At 72.0% G+C, this 17,352-nt stretch carries 18 protein-coding genes; 9 read left to right on the forward strand and 9 right to left on the reverse strand.

The genetic code is table 11. The features are described from left to right. The first annotated feature begins 12 nt into the window (after positions 1 to 12). Positions 13 to 1,269, forward strand: coding sequence for a DNA recombination protein RmuC (rmuC, locus tag H6693_04650; GenBank protein ID MCB9515458.1), 1,257 nt, complete (start codon positions 13 to 15; stop codon positions 1,267 to 1,269). On the opposite strand, the gene H6693_04655 is transcribed toward rmuC, so the two are convergent. The 6 genes from H6693_04655 to H6693_04680 form a co-directional block, all read right to left on the reverse strand. Beyond that, a complete protein-coding gene (locus tag H6693_04655; GenBank protein MCB9515459.1) occupies positions 1,266 to 2,210 on the reverse strand; it encodes a hypothetical protein in 945 nt (314 codons plus the stop codon). The genes rmuC and H6693_04655 overlap by 4 nt on opposite strands. 32 nt (positions 2,211 to 2,242) lie before the next feature. Then, positions 2,243 to 2,674: a hypothetical protein gene (locus H6693_04660; GenBank protein MCB9515460.1), complete on the reverse strand. Its 432-nt coding sequence runs from the start codon at positions 2,672 to 2,674 to the stop codon at positions 2,243 to 2,245. Between the two features lie 60 nt (positions 2,675 to 2,734). Further along, positions 2,735 to 3,619, reverse strand: coding sequence for an MBL fold metallo-hydrolase (locus tag H6693_04665; GenBank protein ID MCB9515461.1), 885 nt, complete (start codon positions 3,617 to 3,619; stop codon positions 2,735 to 2,737). A 70-nt stretch (positions 3,620 to 3,689) separates the two neighbouring features. Further along, on the reverse strand, positions 3,690 to 4,946 hold the full coding sequence (locus H6693_04670) for a DNA alkylation repair protein (GenBank protein ID MCB9515462.1): 1,257 nt from the start codon (positions 4,944 to 4,946) through the stop codon (positions 3,690 to 3,692). 20 nt (positions 4,947 to 4,966) lie between these two features. After that, the gene (locus H6693_04675; protein ID MCB9515463.1) at positions 4,967 to 5,653 is read right to left on the reverse strand and encodes an HAD family hydrolase; all 687 of its coding nucleotides are present in this window, start codon (positions 5,651 to 5,653) and stop codon (positions 4,967 to 4,969) included. Then, positions 5,650 to 6,117, reverse strand: coding sequence for an MGMT family protein (locus H6693_04680; GenBank protein ID MCB9515464.1), 468 nt, complete (start codon positions 6,115 to 6,117; stop codon positions 5,650 to 5,652). Before H6693_04680 ends, H6693_04675 begins: the two co-directional genes overlap by 4 nt. Positions 6,118 to 6,392: 275 nt before the next feature. Here H6693_04680 and lysF point away from each other — a divergent pair, with 275 nt between their 5' ends. From lysF to H6693_04700, 4 genes are all read left to right on the forward strand, one after another. Beyond that, positions 6,393 to 8,372 (forward strand): homoaconitase, encoded by a 1,980-nt coding sequence (lysF, locus tag H6693_04685; protein MCB9515465.1) that lies wholly within the window; start codon positions 6,393 to 6,395, stop codon positions 8,370 to 8,372. A gap of 2 nt (positions 8,373 to 8,374) precedes the next feature. Continuing rightward, the gene (locus H6693_04690; GenBank protein MCB9515466.1) at positions 8,375 to 8,710 is read left to right on the forward strand and encodes a DUF393 domain-containing protein; all 336 of its coding nucleotides are present in this window, start codon (positions 8,375 to 8,377) and stop codon (positions 8,708 to 8,710) included. Positions 8,711 to 8,798: 88 nt separating this feature from the next. Beyond that, complete coding sequence (locus H6693_04695) at positions 8,799 to 9,791, forward strand: MoxR family ATPase (protein MCB9515467.1); 993 nt, start codon at positions 8,799 to 8,801, stop codon at positions 9,789 to 9,791. Positions 9,792 to 9,822: 31 nt separating this feature from the next. Further along, entirely contained in the window at positions 9,823 to 10,326 is a 504-nt protein-coding gene (locus H6693_04700; GenBank protein MCB9515468.1) for a DinB family protein, read from the forward strand. 37 nt (positions 10,327 to 10,363) lie between these two features. Here H6693_04700 and H6693_04705 read toward each other — a convergent pair whose 3' ends face one another. From H6693_04705 to H6693_04715, 3 genes are all read right to left on the reverse strand, one after another. Next, positions 10,364 to 11,647, reverse strand: a complete 1,284-nt coding sequence (locus H6693_04705) for an oligosaccharide flippase family protein (GenBank protein MCB9515469.1) — start codon at positions 11,645 to 11,647, stop codon at positions 10,364 to 10,366. Positions 11,648 to 11,717: 70 nt separating this feature from the next. Continuing rightward, entirely contained in the window at positions 11,718 to 12,905 is a 1,188-nt protein-coding gene (locus H6693_04710) for an alkaline phosphatase family protein (protein MCB9515470.1), read from the reverse strand. A gap of 62 nt (positions 12,906 to 12,967) precedes the next feature. Further along, entirely contained in the window at positions 12,968 to 13,501 is a 534-nt protein-coding gene (locus H6693_04715; protein MCB9515471.1) for a flavodoxin, read from the reverse strand. A gap of 52 nt (positions 13,502 to 13,553) precedes the next feature. Here H6693_04715 and H6693_04720 point away from each other — a divergent pair, with 52 nt between their 5' ends. The 4 genes from H6693_04720 to H6693_04735 are packed head-to-tail and all read left to right on the forward strand — an operon-like array spanning position 13,554 to position 17,264. Beyond that, on the forward strand, positions 13,554 to 14,507 hold the full coding sequence (locus H6693_04720) for a DUF58 domain-containing protein (GenBank protein ID MCB9515472.1): 954 nt from the start codon (positions 13,554 to 13,556) through the stop codon (positions 14,505 to 14,507). A gap of 14 nt (positions 14,508 to 14,521) precedes the next feature. After that, positions 14,522 to 15,562 carry an aldo/keto reductase gene (locus H6693_04725; protein MCB9515473.1) on the forward strand — a complete coding sequence of 347 codons (1,041 nt, stop codon included), beginning with the start codon at positions 14,522 to 14,524 and terminating at the stop codon, positions 15,560 to 15,562. A gap of 1 nt (position 15,563) precedes the next feature. Continuing rightward, positions 15,564 to 16,448: an SDR family oxidoreductase gene (locus tag H6693_04730; GenBank protein MCB9515474.1), complete on the forward strand. Its 885-nt coding sequence runs from the start codon at positions 15,564 to 15,566 to the stop codon at positions 16,446 to 16,448. A gap of 27 nt (positions 16,449 to 16,475) precedes the next feature. Next, the gene (locus tag H6693_04735) at positions 16,476 to 17,264 is read left to right on the forward strand and encodes a class I SAM-dependent methyltransferase (protein MCB9515475.1); all 789 of its coding nucleotides are present in this window, start codon (positions 16,476 to 16,478) and stop codon (positions 17,262 to 17,264) included. Positions 17,265 to 17,352 lie beyond the last annotated feature (88 nt).

Here is a 17,352-nt window from a genome sequence, read left to right on the forward strand (position 1 = left end):
CAGGAGGTGGGCATGGACGCAGTGGCACTGCTGCTGGGCATTCTGATCGGCGGCGCGCTGGGGGCGCTAGCCGTGCTCTTCGTGCTGCGGGAGCGTCTGGCGGCCGAGCGGACGGAAGTGGCGCGGCTGAAGACCGTCCTGGAGCAGGAACGCAAGGGCGCCGCCGAGAAGGGCGAGCGCATGCGCGTCGAGTTCGAGGCCATGGCCGCCCAGGCGCTGCGCAGCAACCAGGACACCTTCCTCGCCCTGGCCAAGGAGACCTTCGGCAGGGAGCAGGCCACGGCCCGCGGCGAGCTGGAGAAGCGCGAACAGGCGGTGAGCAAGCTGGTGGAGCCGCTGGCCAAGTCCCTCGAGCAGGTGAACGCCGAGATCGGCCGCATGGAGAAGGCGCGGGCCGAGGCCTTCGGCGGCCTCACCGAGCAGCTGCGCGCCCTGGCCGGCGCGCAGGAGAAGCTGCAGTCCGAGACGGGCAACCTCGTCCAGGCGCTGCGCCGCCCCAGCGTGCGCGGGCAGTGGGGCGAGATGCAGCTGCGCCGCGTGGTCGAGATGGCCGGCATGCTCGAGTACGTCGACTTCGTCGAGCAGGACAGCACGGACAGCGAGGCGGGGCGCCTGCGGCCGGACATGATCGTCCGCCTGCCGGGCGGCACCCAGGTGGTGGTGGACGCGAAGACGCCCCTCGAGGCCTACCTCGGCGCGCTCGAAGCCGCCGACGACGCCACGCGCCAGGCCCAGCTCGAAAGCCACGCGCGGCAGGTGCGCGAGCACGTCCGCCGGCTCTCGGGCAAGGCCTACCACGACCAGTACGACACGAGCCCCGAGTTCACGGTGATGTTCCTGCCCAGCGAGAGCATCTTCTACGCGGCGCTGGAGAAGGATCCCACGCTCATCGAGAGCGGCGTCGACCAGAAGGTGCTCCTGGCCACGCCCACCACGCTCATCGCCCTGCTGCGCACCGTGCGCTACGGCTGGACCCAGGAGACGCTCAAGGAGAGCGCGCAGGAGATCAGCGCCCTGGGCCGCGACCTCTACGAGCGCATGGCGACGCTGGCCGAGCACTTCGACGCGCTGGGCAAGCGCATCGCCGGCAGCGTGGAGGCCTACAACAAGGCGGTGGGGACGCTGGAGCGGCGCGTGCTGCCGGCGGCGCGGCGCTTCCCGGCGCTCGGCGTGAGCAGCAGCAAGGTGGTGGGCGTGCTGGACGGGCTGGACAGCGCGGTGCGTCCCCTGCAGGCGCCGGAGCTGAACCCCGACGACAGCGAGGACTAGCCCTGCGGCTCCGCCTTGCGGCTGTAGTAGAACAGGAAGGCGGGGATGCCGTCGCGCTCCTCGCTGACGGTGTAGTAGGTCTCGCCGTCGGCGGACCAGGCCACCGCCTCGCCCTGGGGCTCGGGGCTGTAGGGCAGGCGCAGCGGCGGCGCCTGCAGGGCCTCGTCGAGCCGCTGGCCGGCGGAGCGACGGAACAGGTAGATCCCCTCGTAGGTCTTGAGCAGCACGGCGTCGCCGGCGGCGTTCACGTCGCCGGCGGTGACCATCGTGAGCGGCAGCTCGCCGCAGGGCTGAAGCGTGAACACGGAGTCGACCGGCTGCGGATAGGCGGCGCGGTAGACGTGCACCGTCGGCTCGCGCTTGCTCACGATCACCAGGTCGCGCGTGAGCGGATCGACGAGCAGTGTCTCCGCGTCGCGGGGGCCGTCGGGGTAGACCATGCGCAGCGCCTCCACCCCCGACAGCGCGCTCTCCACCGGCTCCTGGTCGGCGCGCACCACCGGCTCGGGGACGCGGTAGACCGTCACCGAGGCGTGCTTGGCGTTGTTGTCGCCGATGTCGGCCAGGTAGAGGTACTCGCGGCCGGGCACCGGGCCCGGGCCCACGGCCATGTCCTCCCAGTCGACGGCCTTCGCGCCGAGCAGCGTGTAGGCCCCGAGGTGCTCGCCCTTGGGTCCCACCGCGAAGACGCGGGGGCTGTCGCCCGAGTCGTTGTGGATCCAGAAGACGTCCGCGTTCATGCGGCTGGCGGCGAGGCCCGAGGCCTCGTCGATGGCGTCGCAGGCCAGCAGGCCCGCGGTCTGGCGCTGGCCGAAGCCGACGTCCGCCAGGGGATGGTCCAGCGTGAAGCGCGGCTGCTCGCGGCAGGACAGCGCCGCCAGCAGCGTGGCGGCGAAGACCAGCGGCGGCAGCAGCGTTCGGCGAGTGGACGGTGAGGGCATGGGCCTAGAGTAGTCGATGGCGGTACCGAGGGCTAGTGGGCGACACGCTTCCAGATGCAGCCGTCGAGGGCCGCGCTGGCGTCCGACCGCAAACGCACGCTGCCCGCCGCGAGTTCCTGCAGATGCAGCACCATGGGCCGGCCCGCGTCCGTGCGGCCGGTGATGCGGAGGCCGCTGCCGTGGACCTCGTCGTCCTCGAGGACGACCGCGTCCACCCACAGCACGTCCTCGCGCTGTCCGCGGACGAAGACCAGCCGCTCGCCGTCCACCTGCAGTGTGAGTCGCTCGGACAGGCGCTGGAGCACGAGGCCCTGATCGCCGCCGGGCTGGCCGGCGAGGGCGAGGCTGGCGTAGGCGTCCAGGGCCCAGGTGCCGGAGTAGCTGGCCAGGGGGGAAAGATCTGCCGCCGCGGGGCAGGCCAGGATCAGCAACAGTGCGAAAAGCGACGACACGCGCCGGAGCATGGGCACCTCCTCGGGAGCTTTCGCACGCGCCCTTGCAGGGGGCGTGCCGGGCGCGAGGGCTCAGGCGGTGGCCGCGTGGCGTGGCGCCGTGGTCGCGGCCGCTTCCAGCGCGGCGATGGCCCGGATGCCGGCGAGGCGGTGCTGGCCGCCGGGGTCGGGGACGTCCTCCAGGCCGGGAAAGCGCGGATCCGCCAGCATGGCCTCGAGGCTGCGGCCACGCGCGCGGTGCTCCGCGCAGCGCTGCCAGGTCTCCTCGAGGTAGACGCGCTGGCGGTCCAGGTCCGCGGCGGCGGCGAGCCCGCCGTGACCCGGCACCACGCGCGCGGGCGTGAGCCGCGCGAGCCGGGCGAGCGCGCGGGTCCAGGCGGGGACGTCCGCGTCGCCGAGGTAGGGGTAGCGCCCGCGGAAGAGCAGGTCGGCGGCGAAGAGGACGCCGTCGTCGGGCAGCCACATCACGCTGAGATCGGGGCTGTGGCCGCCGCAGTGCAGGAACTCCAGGCGGCGCTTGCCGAGGGTGAGGCGCCGTGCACGGCGGAAGACGTCATCGGGGGCCGTGACGCGAAGGTCGGTCAGGCGCTCCCGGCAGCGCGCGGCCTCGTCGGGGTGGGTCGCGGCGATCTCGGCGAGCCAGCGCTCGCGCGCCGCGGGCGACCACTCGTCCTCCGCGCAGCGCAGCATCAACTCCCGGCAGCGCCAGTGCCCGAGGATCGGTGAGTGTACAAGTTGATTGCCCCAGGTGTGGTCGGCGTGGAAGTGCGAGTTGAAGGTGAGCCGCAGGTCGGCCAGCACGACGCCGCGCGCGTCGAGCGCGGAGAGCAGCTCGAGGGCGCAGAAGGCGGTGTCCATGAGGACCCAGCCCTCGCCCGTCGCGATCAGTCCGAGGTTCGCGCCCTCCGCCGGGCGGATGCAGGCGTGAATCCCGGGTTCCAGCTCGTGCCAGTCCATGGCCACCTCACCCGGCCACCGCATTCCCCCCGCTCAAGCTTAGACCCATCGCGCGCCCATCACAAGGCGTTCAGCGCGCGGTCTTCTTGACGGCCTTCTTGGCAGCCTTCTTCGGGGCGGCCTTCTTGACGGCCTTCTTGGCAGCCGCCTTCGGGGTGGCCTTCTTGACGGCCTTCTTGGCAGCCTTCTTCGGGGCGGCTTTCTTGACGGCCTTCTTGGCAGCCGTCTTCGGGGTGGCCTTCTTGACGGCCTTCTTGGCAGCCGCCTTCGGGGTGGCCTTCTTGACGACCTTCTTGGCAGCCGCCTTCGGGGCGGCCTTCTTGGCCGTCTTCTTCTTGGCGGCCTTCTTCCGCGCAGCCTCCTCTGCCTCGCGGCGCGCCGCGGCCTCGACCTCCGCCAGTCGACGCTCCTCGGCCTTCTTCAGCTCCGCCAGCCGCACGGCCTCGCGCTTGCGCGTCTCGGCGCGTTTTCGCGCATCGGCCTTGGCCTTGGCGGCGGCCTTGGCCCTCGCGTCGGCGCGCGCCCGCGCCTTGGCCCGCAGCTTGGCCTCCGCCTTCGCCTTGGCCTCGGCCTTGGCCTTGGCTTCCGCCCGGGTCTTGGCCTCCGCCTTGGCTCTGGCCTGGGACTCGGCGCGACGTCGCTCGCGCTCCTCCGCGCGATGCTCCCGATGCTCCACGGTGCGCTCGATGTAGGCCTCGGCATCGGGTGTCTTGCAGCCCGTCTCGCCGTGGTCCACGTCAACCCGGCCGATCTTGCGCGCAACGTTGAGCGCGCGCGTGCGCAGACCCGGCCCGCGCAGGGCGATGGCGATCAGCGCCTGGTTCATGCTGTGGCGCACGCGGTTGGGCTTGCCGTGGATCTCCTGCTCGATCTCGCGGAGGCAGTCGCGGAAGTAGCTCTCGGGCGGACCCTCCGGCCGCATGGCGGCGATGGCCACCAGGTTCCACCCGGCCGCGGCCTTCCACTCGCTGGCCATGCCGCACCAGCGCTTCCGCTTGCTGTCGGCGGCGCGGGTGTGGCTGACGAGTCCCGACAGGGCGTCGGTGAGCACGTAGTTGTCCAGGTCGCCGGCCCAGGACTCGATCTCGGCGCTCGTGCACGCCGACGGATCCGCCACCATCGTGGCCAGCACCCGCGCGTCGTGATTGCCCGTCGCCCAGAGCGCGCGCGCGAGGTCTTGATCCTTGCCGATCCCGTGCGCGAGGCGGCCCAGCACCGCGTAGCTCACCCCGAACAGCTCTCCCTGCACGCCGTGCCGGGCGTAGACCTTGCGGTTCTGCGCCGTGCCGGCGGCCTTCAGCTCCCGCATGACGGCCTCGAAAGTCATCGTCGCTCCTTTCCTCCGCCTCAGGCGAGGGTCGACAGCAGGGTCGGCAGCTCTGCGAGGCTGCCGATGCGGGGGACGTCCTCGGCCCCCACGCCGTTTCGATCCAGGAAGACGCCCCGCAGGCCGGCCCGTCGGGCCGCCCTGGCGTCGGTGTCCAGTCGATCGCCGATGTAGAGGCAGTCGGCGGGCGCGCGCCCCGCCAGGCGGCAGGCGTGCTCGAAGAGCGCCGCCGCGGGCTTGGCCACGCCGATGTCGCCGGAGATGGCCACCGTCGGCAGCCGGTCGGCGAGGCCCATGCGCTCGAGCTTGCGGCGCTGGGCGTCGCTGTCGCCGTTGCTGATCACGCCGAGCGCGTGGCCGTCGCCTTCGAGGGCGGCGAGGCAAGGGGCGACATCCGGATAGAGCCCCCAGGCCGCCTCGTAGCGCTCGAGGTAGTAGGCGAAGGCGGTGTCGGCGCCGGGATCGTCGACGGAGGACCCCGCCTCCACGAACAGCGCGCGCAGCCGGGCGCGGCGCTGCTCCGGCGTGCTGAGTTCGCCGGCGAGGAAGCGGTCCACGTACTCCTCTGCCAGGGCGTGCCAGCGCTCGACGAAGCGGTCCGGCGCCATGGCCGCCAGCGCGGGGTGGCGCTCGCGCAGGGCCAACGCCCCCGCGCGCTCCGCCGCCGCGTGGTCGAGCAGCGTGCCGTCGATGTCGAAGAAGATCACGGGGTGCTCCCGCGTGGCCGCCACTGGAAGCGCTTCAGGTCCACGCGGCCCTCGCGGCTCAGCGCGACGCCCTCGCGCCGCAGCAGCCGGCGCTGTTCGTCGCCGCCGCTTCCCGGCAGGCTGCACTCGCCGCGCGCGTTGAGCACCCGGTGCCAGGGCAGCGCGCGGCCGGCCGGGGTCTTGTTGAGCGCGTAGCCCACCTGGCGCGCGTGGCCGGGCAGGCCCGCGAGGGCGGCGATCTGTCCGTAAGTGGCGACGCGGCCCGCGGGAATCCGCTTCACGACGGCGTAGATGCGCTCGTAGCTGGGATGACGGCGGGCGACGGGCCGGGGCTTGGGCGCGCCGGCCAGCTCCGCCAGCAACTCCGCCTCGGCGCGCTCAGCCCCCTTGCGGGACGCCGCCGACGGCCGGGCCGCGGCGGGACCGGTCGGGGAGGAGGCCGTTCGGGTCCGACGCCGTATCATGGTCGCCAGTCTAGCGTTCCGGGGCCGACTTGCCAACCTCCTCCTTGTGCCGCCGAAAATGTGTCTCCCCCCGGGAGGGCCTCCGCCCTGGGAGCCTGCGCCTCACATCTTGGGTGTCCACGCCGTCGACAGCCCTAGATCTGGGCGTTGGTCGCGCAGCCACATTTTCGGCGGCACAAGGAGGGGGCCTGCCGCCATTGAATTTGCGACGACGCCGGTGCATCTTCAGCAGCGCTCGCCCGCCCCCAGGCACCCACCTCCCGGAAAGGAACGCCATGGCCGCCGCCCAGACTCTAGTGGAGAAGATCGCCCAGCGCTTCGCCGTCGGCCTTGCCCCCGGACAGGTGGTGCGCGCCGGCGACTTCCTCTCCATCAAGCCCGCGCACGTGATGACCCACGACAACACGGGCGCGGTGATCCCCAAGTTCGAGAGCATCGGTGCCTCGCGCATGGCGAACCCCCGGCAGCCGGTCTTCACCCTGGACCACAACGTCCAGGACAGCAGCGAGAAGAACCTCGCCAAGTACGACGGCATCCGCGCCTTCGCGGCCCGCCACGGCGTGGACTTCTATCCCGCGGGGCGCGGCATCGGCCACCAGATCATGTGCGAGGAGGGCTACGCCTGGCCCGGCACGCTGGTGGTGGCCTCGGATAGCCACTCCAACATGTACGGCGGCCTGGGTTGCCTCGGCACGCCCATCGTGCGCACGGACGCCGCCGCCATCTGGGCGACGGGCCGCACCTGGTGGCAGGTGCCGCCGGTGGCGCGGGTCACGCTAGAGGGCAAGCTGCGGCCGGGCGTGACGGGCAAGGACGTCATCATCACCCTGGCGGGCTTCTTCAACGAGGACCAGGTGCTCAACCACGCGGTGGAGTTCACGGGGCCCGGCGTCGCGGCCCTGACGGTGGAGCAGCGCCTCAGCATCGCCAACATGACCACCGAGTGGGGCGCGCTGGCGGGCGTGTTCCCGGTGGACGCGGCGACGATCGCCTGGCTCAAGGCGCGGGCGGAGTTCGTCGCCGCGCGCGGTCTGGCGGGGGTGCCCTCGGACGCCGACGGCACCGGCACCCACCCGCGGCTGAACGCCGCGCGCATCGCGGCTCTCGCGGCCGACATCCCCGCGGCCGACCCCGGCGCGCGCTACGCCGTGGAGCTGGGCCTAGATCTCGACAGCGTCGAGCCCTACGTCTCCGGCCCGCACCACGTGAAGGTGATGACGCCGGTGAGCGCCTTCGCGAAGAAGCCGCTCAAGATCGACAAGGCCTACCTCGTCTCCTGCGTGAACAGCCGCGTGGAGGATCTCGCCGAGGCGGCGCAGGTCGTCCGCGGCAAGCGCGTGGCCGACGGCGTCGAGTTCTACGTCGCGGCGGCGAGCAGCGAGGTGCAGGCCGAGTCCGAGCGCCGCGGCGACTGGCAGGCGCTCGTGGACGCCGGCGCCAGAGTGCTGCCGCCCGGCTGCGGCCCTTGCATCGGCCTGGGCGTCGGCCTGCTGGAGGACGGCGAGGTGGGCATCAGCGCCACCAACCGCAACTTCAAGGGTCGGATGGGCTCGCGCGAGGCGTCGGCCTACCTGGCCAGCCCGGCGGTGGTGGCCGCCAGCGCGCTGGCGGGGCAGGTCGCCATGCCCCCCGGCCTGGATTTCGCCGGCGCCGCGCCCGTGGGCACGCTGACCGCGCCGCCGGCACAGGATCCGGAACCCGTGGACGTCCCCGTGCTCGACGGCTTCCCCGCCCGCATCGAGGGCGAGCTGCTCTGGTGCGCCGCCGACAACCTGAACACGGACGGCATCTACCCCGGCAAGTACACCTACCAGGACGACATCACCCCGGAGCAGCAGGCGGCCGTCGCCATGGAGAACTACGACCCCGCCTTTCAGCAGCTCGCCGAGGAGGGAGATCTGCTGGTCGGGGGGTTCAACTTCGGCACGGGCTCGAGCCGCGAGCAGGCCGCCACGGCGCTGAAGTACCGCGGCATCCGCCTCGTGCTGGCGGGCTCGTTCAGCGAGACCTACAAGCGCAACGCGCTCAACAACGGCTTCCTGGTGCTGGACGCGCCGCAGCTCGCCCGCGACCTGCGCGCGCGCTTCGGCGCGGAGAAGCCCACCCAGCGCACGGGCCTCAAAGCAGTGCTCGACGTCGCCCGCTCCACGCTCGAGGTGGAGGGCCAGCCCTATGCGCTGGGGCCGATCGGTCCCGCGGCCCAGGAGCTGGTTCTGGCCGGCGGACTGGAGGAGTGGGTGAAGGCGCGGCTGTAGCCGTGTCCCCGCTGCGCGTCTTCTACGACGGCGGCTGCCCCCGCTGCGCGGCCCTGGCCGCGCGCGAGCGGGAGCGGGGTGGGGACGTCCACTGGCTCGATCTCACACGGAGCGCCGCCGAGTTGAGCGCCGCGGGCATCGATCCCGGCGCCGCCCTCGAGCGCCTTCACGCCGTGGACGAGACCGGCCGCGTCACGCACGGCGCGGCCGCGCTGGCCACGGCCTGGGAGCGCATCCCCGGGCGGCGCTGGCTCGCGCCGCTGCTGCGATTGCCGCTGCTCCGCGGCCTCGCCGAACGGGCCTACGATCTGGTGGCGCGGCGGCGGCGACGGGCGTAGTGCCCAGGGAACCGGGGAGCCCGGGCGGAGTTGACCGAGGACCTCCGTCCCCGTATCCTCCCCGTCGACCCCACGCAAGGAGCCGCCCGTGCCCGACAGCCACGACGACGTCGCCCGCCTGGAGCGACTCCACGACGCCCACCGCGCCCTCAGCGAGCAGATCGGCCAGGTCATCGTCGGCCAGGAGCGCGTCGTGCGCGAGCTGCTGGTCTCGCTCTTCGCCGGCGGCCACTCGCTGCTGGTGGGCGTTCCGGGTCTCGCCAAGACCCTGCTCGTCTCCACGCTCGCCCGCGTGCTCGACCTGCGCTTCAGCCGCGTGCAGTTCACGCCGGACCTGATGCCCAGCGACATCACGGGCACCGAGGTGCTCGAAGAGGACAAGAGCACCGGCGGGCGCGTCTTCCGCTTCATCAAGGGGCCGATCTTCGCCAACGTGGTGCTGGCCGACGAGATCAACCGCACGCCGCCCAAGACCCAGGCGGCGCTGCTGCAGGCCATGCAGGAGTACCAGGTCACCGCGGGCGGCGAGACCTTCTCGCTCGAGCGGCCCTTCTACGTGCTGGCGACGCAGAACCCCATCGAGCAGGAGGGCACCTACCCGCTGCCCGAGGCCCAGCTCGACCGCTTCATGTTCAACATCAAGGTGGACTACCCCGGCGAGGACGAAGAGCGCCGCATCGTGGAGACCACCACGGCCGGGCGCGCGCCCGAGCTGCGCGCCGTGCTGAGCGCGGCGGACATCGTCGAGCTGCAGCAGCTCGTGCGGCGCATCCCCGTGGCCGAGCGCGTGCTGGCCTACGCGGTGCGCATCGTGCGCTCGAGCCGCCCTGACGAGACCGCGCCGGACTTCGTGCGCGACTTCGTCGCCTGGGGCGCCGGACCGCGCGCCGGGCAGTACCTGGTGCTGGGCGCGAAGGCCCTGGCCGCGCTCGACGGCCGCGCCGCGCCGGGCATCGAGGACGTCCGCGCGGTGGCGCCCAGCGTGTTGCGCCATCGCCTGGTCACCAACTTCAACGCCGAGGCCGAGGGCGTGGATGCCGACGCGATCATCCAGCGCCTGCTGGCCGCGGTGCCCGAGTGATCCCTCCCGTTCCGCAGCGAGAAGGAGTGCCATGTACCGCAGGCTTGACGACTTCGTCCACGGCTTCACCGCCCAGCGCGAGGCCACCGAGAAGATCTTCGAGGCCCTGACCGACGAGTCCCTCGACCAGCGCGTGACCGACGGCCATCGCAGCCTCGGCGAGCTGGCCTGGCACATCGTGGTGTCGATCCCCGAGATGATGCAGCGCACCGGGCTGCCGCTGAGCGCGGTGGATCCCGAGTCGATGCCGCCGGCCGGCGCGGAGGCGATCCGCGGGGCCTACGCGGCCGTCACCGGCGAGCTCGAGGACGCGATCAGCGAGCAGTGGGACGACGACACGCTCGAAGAGCTCGACGACATGTACGGCCAGCAGTGGCCGCGCGGGCTGACCCTCTCGATCCTCCTCAACCACGAGATCCATCACCGCGCGCAGATGACCGTGCTCATGCGCCAGGCGGGCCTGCAGGTGCCGGGGGTCTTCGGGCCGAGCAAGGAGGAGTGGGGCGAGTTCGGGATGAACGCCCCGGCGTACTGACGCGTTCGCGCCCAACCGCTCCGCAGCGGACGCGCGCTCAGGCCTCGTGTGCCTGGCGCGCGTTCTTGCGTACGCGCAGCGCGTAGAGCGCCAGGAGCAGCAGATTCGACGCGTAGGCGGCGAGCAGCGCGCCACGCCAGCCGTGCCGGGGGATCAGCCATGCGTTGAGCCCGAAGTTGCAGGCCACGGCGACGATCAGGCTGAAGCTGCGGTAGGCGAAGAAGTCCGCCCCGGTGAGGGCGTCGCCAAGCGGCTGGTAGAGCGCGAGCAGGATCAGCAGCCAGACCCCGCGGCGGAGAACGTCCGCCACCTCGGTGAACTCGGGGCCGAGCACCGTCTGGATCAGCGGAGCCGCCAGGAAGATGAGCAGCGCGACCGAAAGCGCATAGGCCATCCCCAGGGGCGCGGTCCGGCGCCAGATCTGCAGGCCATCCTTCAGCGAGCGCCCGCCTTCCTGGAACAGCCTGGGCAGGAGCGCAACGAGCAGCGACTGCAGCGGGATGAACGCGAACATCACGACGCGCATGGCGGCGCCGTACTGCGCGGCCGCGGTGAGGCCGAAGAGGGCCGGGAGCATCATCTTGTCGAGGCCCAGCAGGAGGCTGCGGCCGGAGGCGGCGAGCGAGACGTGGATGCCGTCGCGCGCGATGGCGCGCAGTTCCGCGATCCGCCGCGGCAGGACCGGCCGCCCCCAGTGCCGCGCGTAGACGGCCAGCGCCCAGGTCAGGGTCAGCATCGAGCCCGCGAAGTAGGCGTAGGAGAAGCGCGCGAGGTCGAGTCCCGCGACGAACTGCACTGCCGCCATGATGCCCAGCCGCAGCACGCTCAGCAGCGCCAGGATGACGGCCACGCGCCCGAGCCGCTCCTCGCCCTGCTGCACCCCGTTGAGGACCTGGATGACGCCGAAGCCGACGAGCTCCGCGGTCGCGAACAGGAAGAGCGGCAGGCGGGGGAAGTCGATCCCGAGCAGGCGGGGCGCGACGAAGGCGAGCAGCAGAGACGCCAGCAGCCCCAGCGTCACGGTGATCGCGAGCCCGGCGCCCCAGTGCCGCGCGCGCTGCTCGGGCGATCTGGCGACGCCCCGCAGCACCAGCAGCGGCGTCCCGAGACAGGTGAAGGGGTAGATGGAGACGAAGAGCGCCAGGAGCGCCGTCACCTTGCTGTAGGAGTCCGCGCCCAGGCTGCGCGTCAGCAGCACGAGGTAGAGCGACTGCGAGATCAGCCGTACCGACTGTCCGCTCAGAAGGTGCAGCGCCCCCCGCAGAACGGGCCGAAGGCTGCCCTCGGCGCCGCCAGAGCCGGTCGCTTCGCTGTCGAACATGCGGGTCATTATCGAAGTGGCTTTCCCGGCGCGCAAGCGAAATGCTGGGCCGCTTCGCCGCGCCGCGCGCCTAGCGAAGGACGACGAGCGCTCTCGCCGCGTCGCCCTGTCCCGCCACCCGTGCAAGATAGACGCCGCTGGCCAGGTCGGCCGGCGGCGTCCAGGTCAGCTGGGTGATGCCCGCGGGCAGGTCGAGGCGATCCACGCGGCGGCCGGCGACGTCCACGATCTCAATCGTATGTGGACGGGCGTCGGCAAGGGCCAGGCGCAGGGTGGTCGACGCGCGCAGCGGGTTGGGCCAGGCGGCCAGGGCGGGCCCGCCGCCGGCGGGCAGCTCCGCGGCCGTCTCCACCAGCAACTCGTCCATCACCGCGCCGGTCGCGTACTCGGTCTGGAAGCCGAGCAGCGCGGCGATGGTGGGCGTGACGTCGGGGATGTCCCGCGGGGTGGTGGACACGAAGCCGGTCTTCACGTCGGGCCCCACGGCGAGGAGCTGGATCGTGCGGCAGCCGGCGCAGCCGTCGCCGTGGCCGCTGAAGTCGTAGTCGTGGCGGCCGTGGTCGTTGGTGACGAGGAGCGTCGTCTTGCCGGCGTAGGCGGGCAACGACTGGAGCAGCGTCCACAGGTCGCCCACGATGGCGTCGGCCGTGTCGATGGCGGACAGGTAGTTGGTCCAGTTGCCCGAGTGGCCGTAGTGGTCCACGTCCGCCAGATAGAGGAACATCAGCGTGGGGCTCTCGTTCTGCAGCACGCTCTGGGCCTGGTTCCACACGTCCGTGTCGCTGGAGCCGGCCATGTGGTAGAGCGGCCACCAGTCGGGCCCGTAGTCGGGGTGCATGCTGCCGCGCCAGGGGCAGCCGACGTCCTTGAGCACGTAGACGCAGTCGGTCTCGGGCCGGTCGAGCTGTTTGCGGAAGTACTCGAAGAGCGACGGCAGCTCCGTGTAGTTGTTGCTCGAGCCGCCGCAGTCGGGATCCGAGAAGCTGAAGATGTCCGTGTAGCCCCCGCACCAGACCGAGGGCACGGCGTGGTCGGTGTAGGTGACGCCGAGGTTCTGGAAGGGCTCGACGATCGCGCCCTGCCCGGCCAGCGCCGCCATCGCCGGCACGTGGACGTGATCCGGGTCGCCCAGGCCCTCGCTGTAGCGCAGCCCGTCGATGAGTACCAGCACCACGCGCTCGGTCTGCCAGGCGTGGGCGACGCCGGCGAGGCCGCAGAGCAGGGTGACGAGCAGCAGGGTGGGCAGGATGCGGCGCATGGATCACCTCCGGGGAAGGCGTCCATTGTATCGCGAGGGCGGCGGGGACGTCAAAAGCGGGCTCAGGCCCCCGCTGCGGCCTCGCGCTCGGCGTCGGCCAGCTCGTCCTTGAGTTGGGCCACCCAGGCGATCACGCGATCGGTGGTCATGGCGGCCTGGCGGTCGTCGTCGATGACGAGGCCGAGGAAGCGGCCTTTCTTGAGGCCCTTGGACTCCTTGAAGCTGTAGCCGTCGGCGCTCCAGCGGCCGATGAGCCGCGCGCCGCCCTTGCGCGCCCGCTTGGCCAGGGGGGCGAGGGCGTCCGCGAAGGTCTTGGGGTACTTCTTCTGATCGCCCAGCGCGAAGACGGCCACCAGCTTGTCCGAGAGGTCCGTCTCCTTGAGCACCTTGAGGAAGTCCTTCCAGTGCTCCTGCAGCTTGCCCTTCTCATAGGTCGGCGAGCCGAAGATGACCAGATCGCAGCGCTCGACGTCCGCGAGGCAGGCCTTCTTCACGTCGTGCACCTGCGTCTCGCCGCCGAAGGCGTGCGCGATCTTGCGGGCCACGCGTTTCGTCGCGCCCTTGGAACTGCCGAAGAAGATGCCGACTTCAGTCATGGTGTTCGCTCTCCTGAGCGTGCAATAATGCGAAGACGAGCCGCGCGCGTCAATGCGGCGCGGGCATCCTGGATCATGGGATCCACAAGGAGCAATAGTGCCCCTCGCCACCCGACTGCGACGATTTCTCGACCCGGAAGCCGTGAGCCAGCTCGACAGCATGGAGCTCATTGCGCGGCTGGTGGTGGAGGGCTTCATCGCCGGGCTGCACCGCAGCCCCTTCCACGGCTTCTCGGTGGAGTTCTCGGAGTATCGGCCCTACAACCCGGGTGACAGCGTGAGCCGGGTGGACTGGAAGGTCTTTGCCAAGACGGACCGCCACTACATCAAGCTCTTCGAGGAGGAGACGAACCTCCGCGGCACGCTGCTCCTGGACGGCAGCCGTTCCATGGACTTCGCCGGCCGCGAGGGCGGCATCACCAAGTTCCGCTACGCGAGCATGCTGGCCGCGGGACTGGCCTACCTGCTCGTGCGCCAGCAGGACGCCGTGGGCCTGATCACCTTCGACGAGCAGATCCGGCAGGTGCTGCCGGCACGCAGCGTGCGGCGGCACCTCTACGACCTGCTCACCGCCATCGAGCGCAACGAACCGGGCGGCCTCACCGACGTCGGCGCCACCCTGCACCGCGCCGCCGAGCGCGTGAAGCGCCGCGGCCTGGTGATCCTGCTCAGCGATCTCCTCGACGAGCCCGAGCGCGTGCTCGCCGGGCTCAAGCATTTCCGTCACCGCGGGCACGAGGTGCTGGTCTTTCACGTCCTCGATCCGCTGGAGCGCGACCTGGACCTGCGCCGCGAGGTCCGCCTCGAGGACCTGGAGACGGGCGAGAAGCTGCGCACGCAGCCCTGGTTCATCCGCAAGGAGGTGGGCGAGCGCGTCGACGCCTGGATCCGCCAGCTCGAGAGCGAGTGCCGCGCCCACCGCATCGACTACGTGCCGCTGACCACCGACATGCCCTTCGACGTCGCCCTGCGCCGCGTGCTCGACCGTCGCGCGCGTCTGCGCTAGCCGGGAGGCCACCCGTGAAGTACCGCTTGCTGGGCCGCAGCGGCCTGCGCGTCTCCGAGCTCTGCCTCGGCACCATGACCTTCGGCGAGGACTGGGGCTGGGGCGCCGACAAGCCCACCAGCCGCGCGCTCTACGACGCCTACCGCGCCGCCGGCGGCAACTTCTTCGACACCGCCAACCGCTACACCGAAGGCACCAGCGAGCGCTACCTCGGCGAGTTCTGCGCGAGCGAGCGCGACCAGGTGGTGCTCGCCACCAAGTTCACGCTCTGGACGCGCCGCGACGATCCCAACGCCTGCGGCAATCACCGCAAGAACATGGTGCAGGCGCTGGAGGCCAGCCTGAAGCGCCTCGGCACCGACTACGTGGACCTCTACTGGGTGCACGCCTGGGACTTCACCACCTCGCCCGAGGAGCTGATGCGCGGCCTCGACGACCTGGTGCGCGCGGGCAAGGTGCTCTACGTCGGCGTCTCGGACACGCCGGCGTGGGAGGTGAGCCGGGCCGTCACCCTGGCCGAGCTGCGCGGCTGGACGCCGTTCACCGCGCTGCAGATCAAGTACAGCCTGCTCGAGCGCACGCCCGACCGCGACCTGCTGCCCATGGCCCGCGCGCTGGACCTGGCGGTGACGCCCTGGAGCGTCCTCGGCACGGGCCTGCTCACGGGCAAGTATCGCCGCGGCGAGGCCGGCGAGGGCGACCGCCTCGCGCGCAACGGGCGCGCCGACCAGGTGGACGCGCGCACCCAGGCCATCGTGGACGCCGTGATCGCCGTGGCCGGGGAACTCGGCTGCACCCCGTCGCAGGTGGCCATCGCCTGGCTGCTCGGCCAGCCGGGGGTGATCCTGCCGCTGGTGGGCGCGCGGCGGCCCGAGCAACTCGCCGACAACCTGGGCGCGCTGGACGTCACCCTGGACGCGGCGCAGCGCGAGCGCCTCGACGCGGTGAGCGCCGTCCCGCTGGGCTTTCCGCACGACTTCCTGGCGCAGGACTACGTGCGCGATCTCGTCTTCGCCGGCTGCCAGGACCGCATCGTGAACCATCGCGAGCGCTGACTTGGACGCCCCCGCCCGCATCGCGCTGGTGACGGGGGCGAGCTCGGGCATCGGCCTCGAGGTCGCGCGCGGACTGGCGCGGACGGGCGCGCGGGTGATCCTGGTGGCGCGCGATGCCGGGCGGGGCGAGCGGGCGCGCGCGAGCGTCGCGGCGGAGGCCGGCGCGGAGCCGCCGGATCTGCTGCTCGCCGACCTGTCGCTCCTGGGCGAGGTGAGCCGGCTCGCGGAGACCGTCCTCGCGCGGCACCCGCGCCTGGACCTGCTCGTGGCCAACGCCGGGGGCTTCTTCGGCCGCCGCGCGCTCACCGCCGATGGCCTGGAACGGACCTTCGCGCTGAATCACCTGGGCGTCTTCCACCTGACCAACCGGCTACTGCCCGTCCTCCGCGGCGCCGCGCGCGGGCGCGTGGTGATCGTGGCGTCCGACGCCCACTACCGGGGGCGCGTCGATCTCGACGACCTCCAGTCCGCACGCCGCTACGACGGCTGGCGAGCCTACCGCGCCAGCAAGCTGATGAACCTGCTCTTCGCGATGGAATTGGCCCGGCGCCTCGCCGGGGACGCGCTCACGGTCAACGCCTGCCACCCGGGCGTGGTGCGCACGGGCCTGCTTCGCCGGGGCAACCGGGTCCAGCGCCTGGCCTTCCGCGCCATGGGACCCTTCCTGATCGACGCCGCCACCGCCGCGCGCGTGCCGCTGCGGCTCGCCACCGACCCGGTGCTGACCGGCGTTAGCGGCCGCTACTTCGACGCCGCCGGCGAGAAGCGGCCCAGCGTCCAGGCCCTCGACCCTGACCTCGCCGCCGCCCTGTGGACGCGGAGCGCGCGGCTGGCCGCGGACGCGCAGGGCGCCGCGGGCAGTGACAGCGCCCCGGATTGCTGCTAGCCTCCTGGCGGACCCCGAGGAGGCTCCATGGCACCCAGCGGTTACGACGACTTCGTGGCGGAGTTCTACGACCACGTTCAGCCCTACGCCGGACGCGCCGACCTCGACTTCTACGTGGAGCGCGCGCGAGGCGCGCACGGGCCCGTCCTCGAGCTGGGCTGCGGCACCGGCCGCGTGCTCGTGCCCATGCTGGAGGCCGGGGCGGAGGTCTGCGGCATCGACAGCTCCCGCCCCATGCTCTCGATCTGCGTGGAGAAGCTCGCCCGCCTGGACGAGGCCCTGCGCGCCCGGGCGCATCTCATGCTGGCCGACATGCGCGACTTCACCCTGGGCCGCCACTTCGCGCTGGCCGTGGCGCCCTTCCGCAGCTTCCAGCACCTGTTGACCGTCGAAGACCAGCTCGCCTGCCTGGAGCGCGTACGCGTGCACCTGCTGCGGGACGGCCGTCTCATCCTCGACCTGTTCAACCCTTCGCTTCGCGCCCTCACGGACGACGCCCGCGGCGAGCCCTTCGGGCACGAGTCGCCCTTCACCCTGGGCGACGGGCGGGTCGTCCGCCGCTCCCAGCGCGTGGCCGGCCGCGACTTCGCGGCCCAGGTGCTGAACGCCGAGCTGATCTACGAGGTCGAGCACCCCGGCGGCGGCGCCGAGCGCCTGGTGGACGCCTTCTCGATCCGCTGGCTCTACCGCTACGAGGCCGAGCACCTGCTGGCCCGGGCGGGCTTTGCGCTGGAGGCCGTCTACGAGGACTATGCCGGCACGCCGTTCAGCGGCCGGGATGGCGGCGAGCTCGTGCTGGTGGCCAAAATCGCCTGAACCCTGTGATTCCGCTCCCTGGCCCGGTTCCCACCGGTGTCGCGAGCGCGCGCCCGCCGGGGCGGGTCTGCGCGTCGCCCAGCCGAAG

It is taken from the genome of Candidatus Latescibacterota bacterium (assembly GCA_020633725.1).
Taxonomy (GTDB): Bacteria; Krumholzibacteriota; Krumholzibacteriia; order JACNKJ01; family JACNKJ01; genus VGXI01.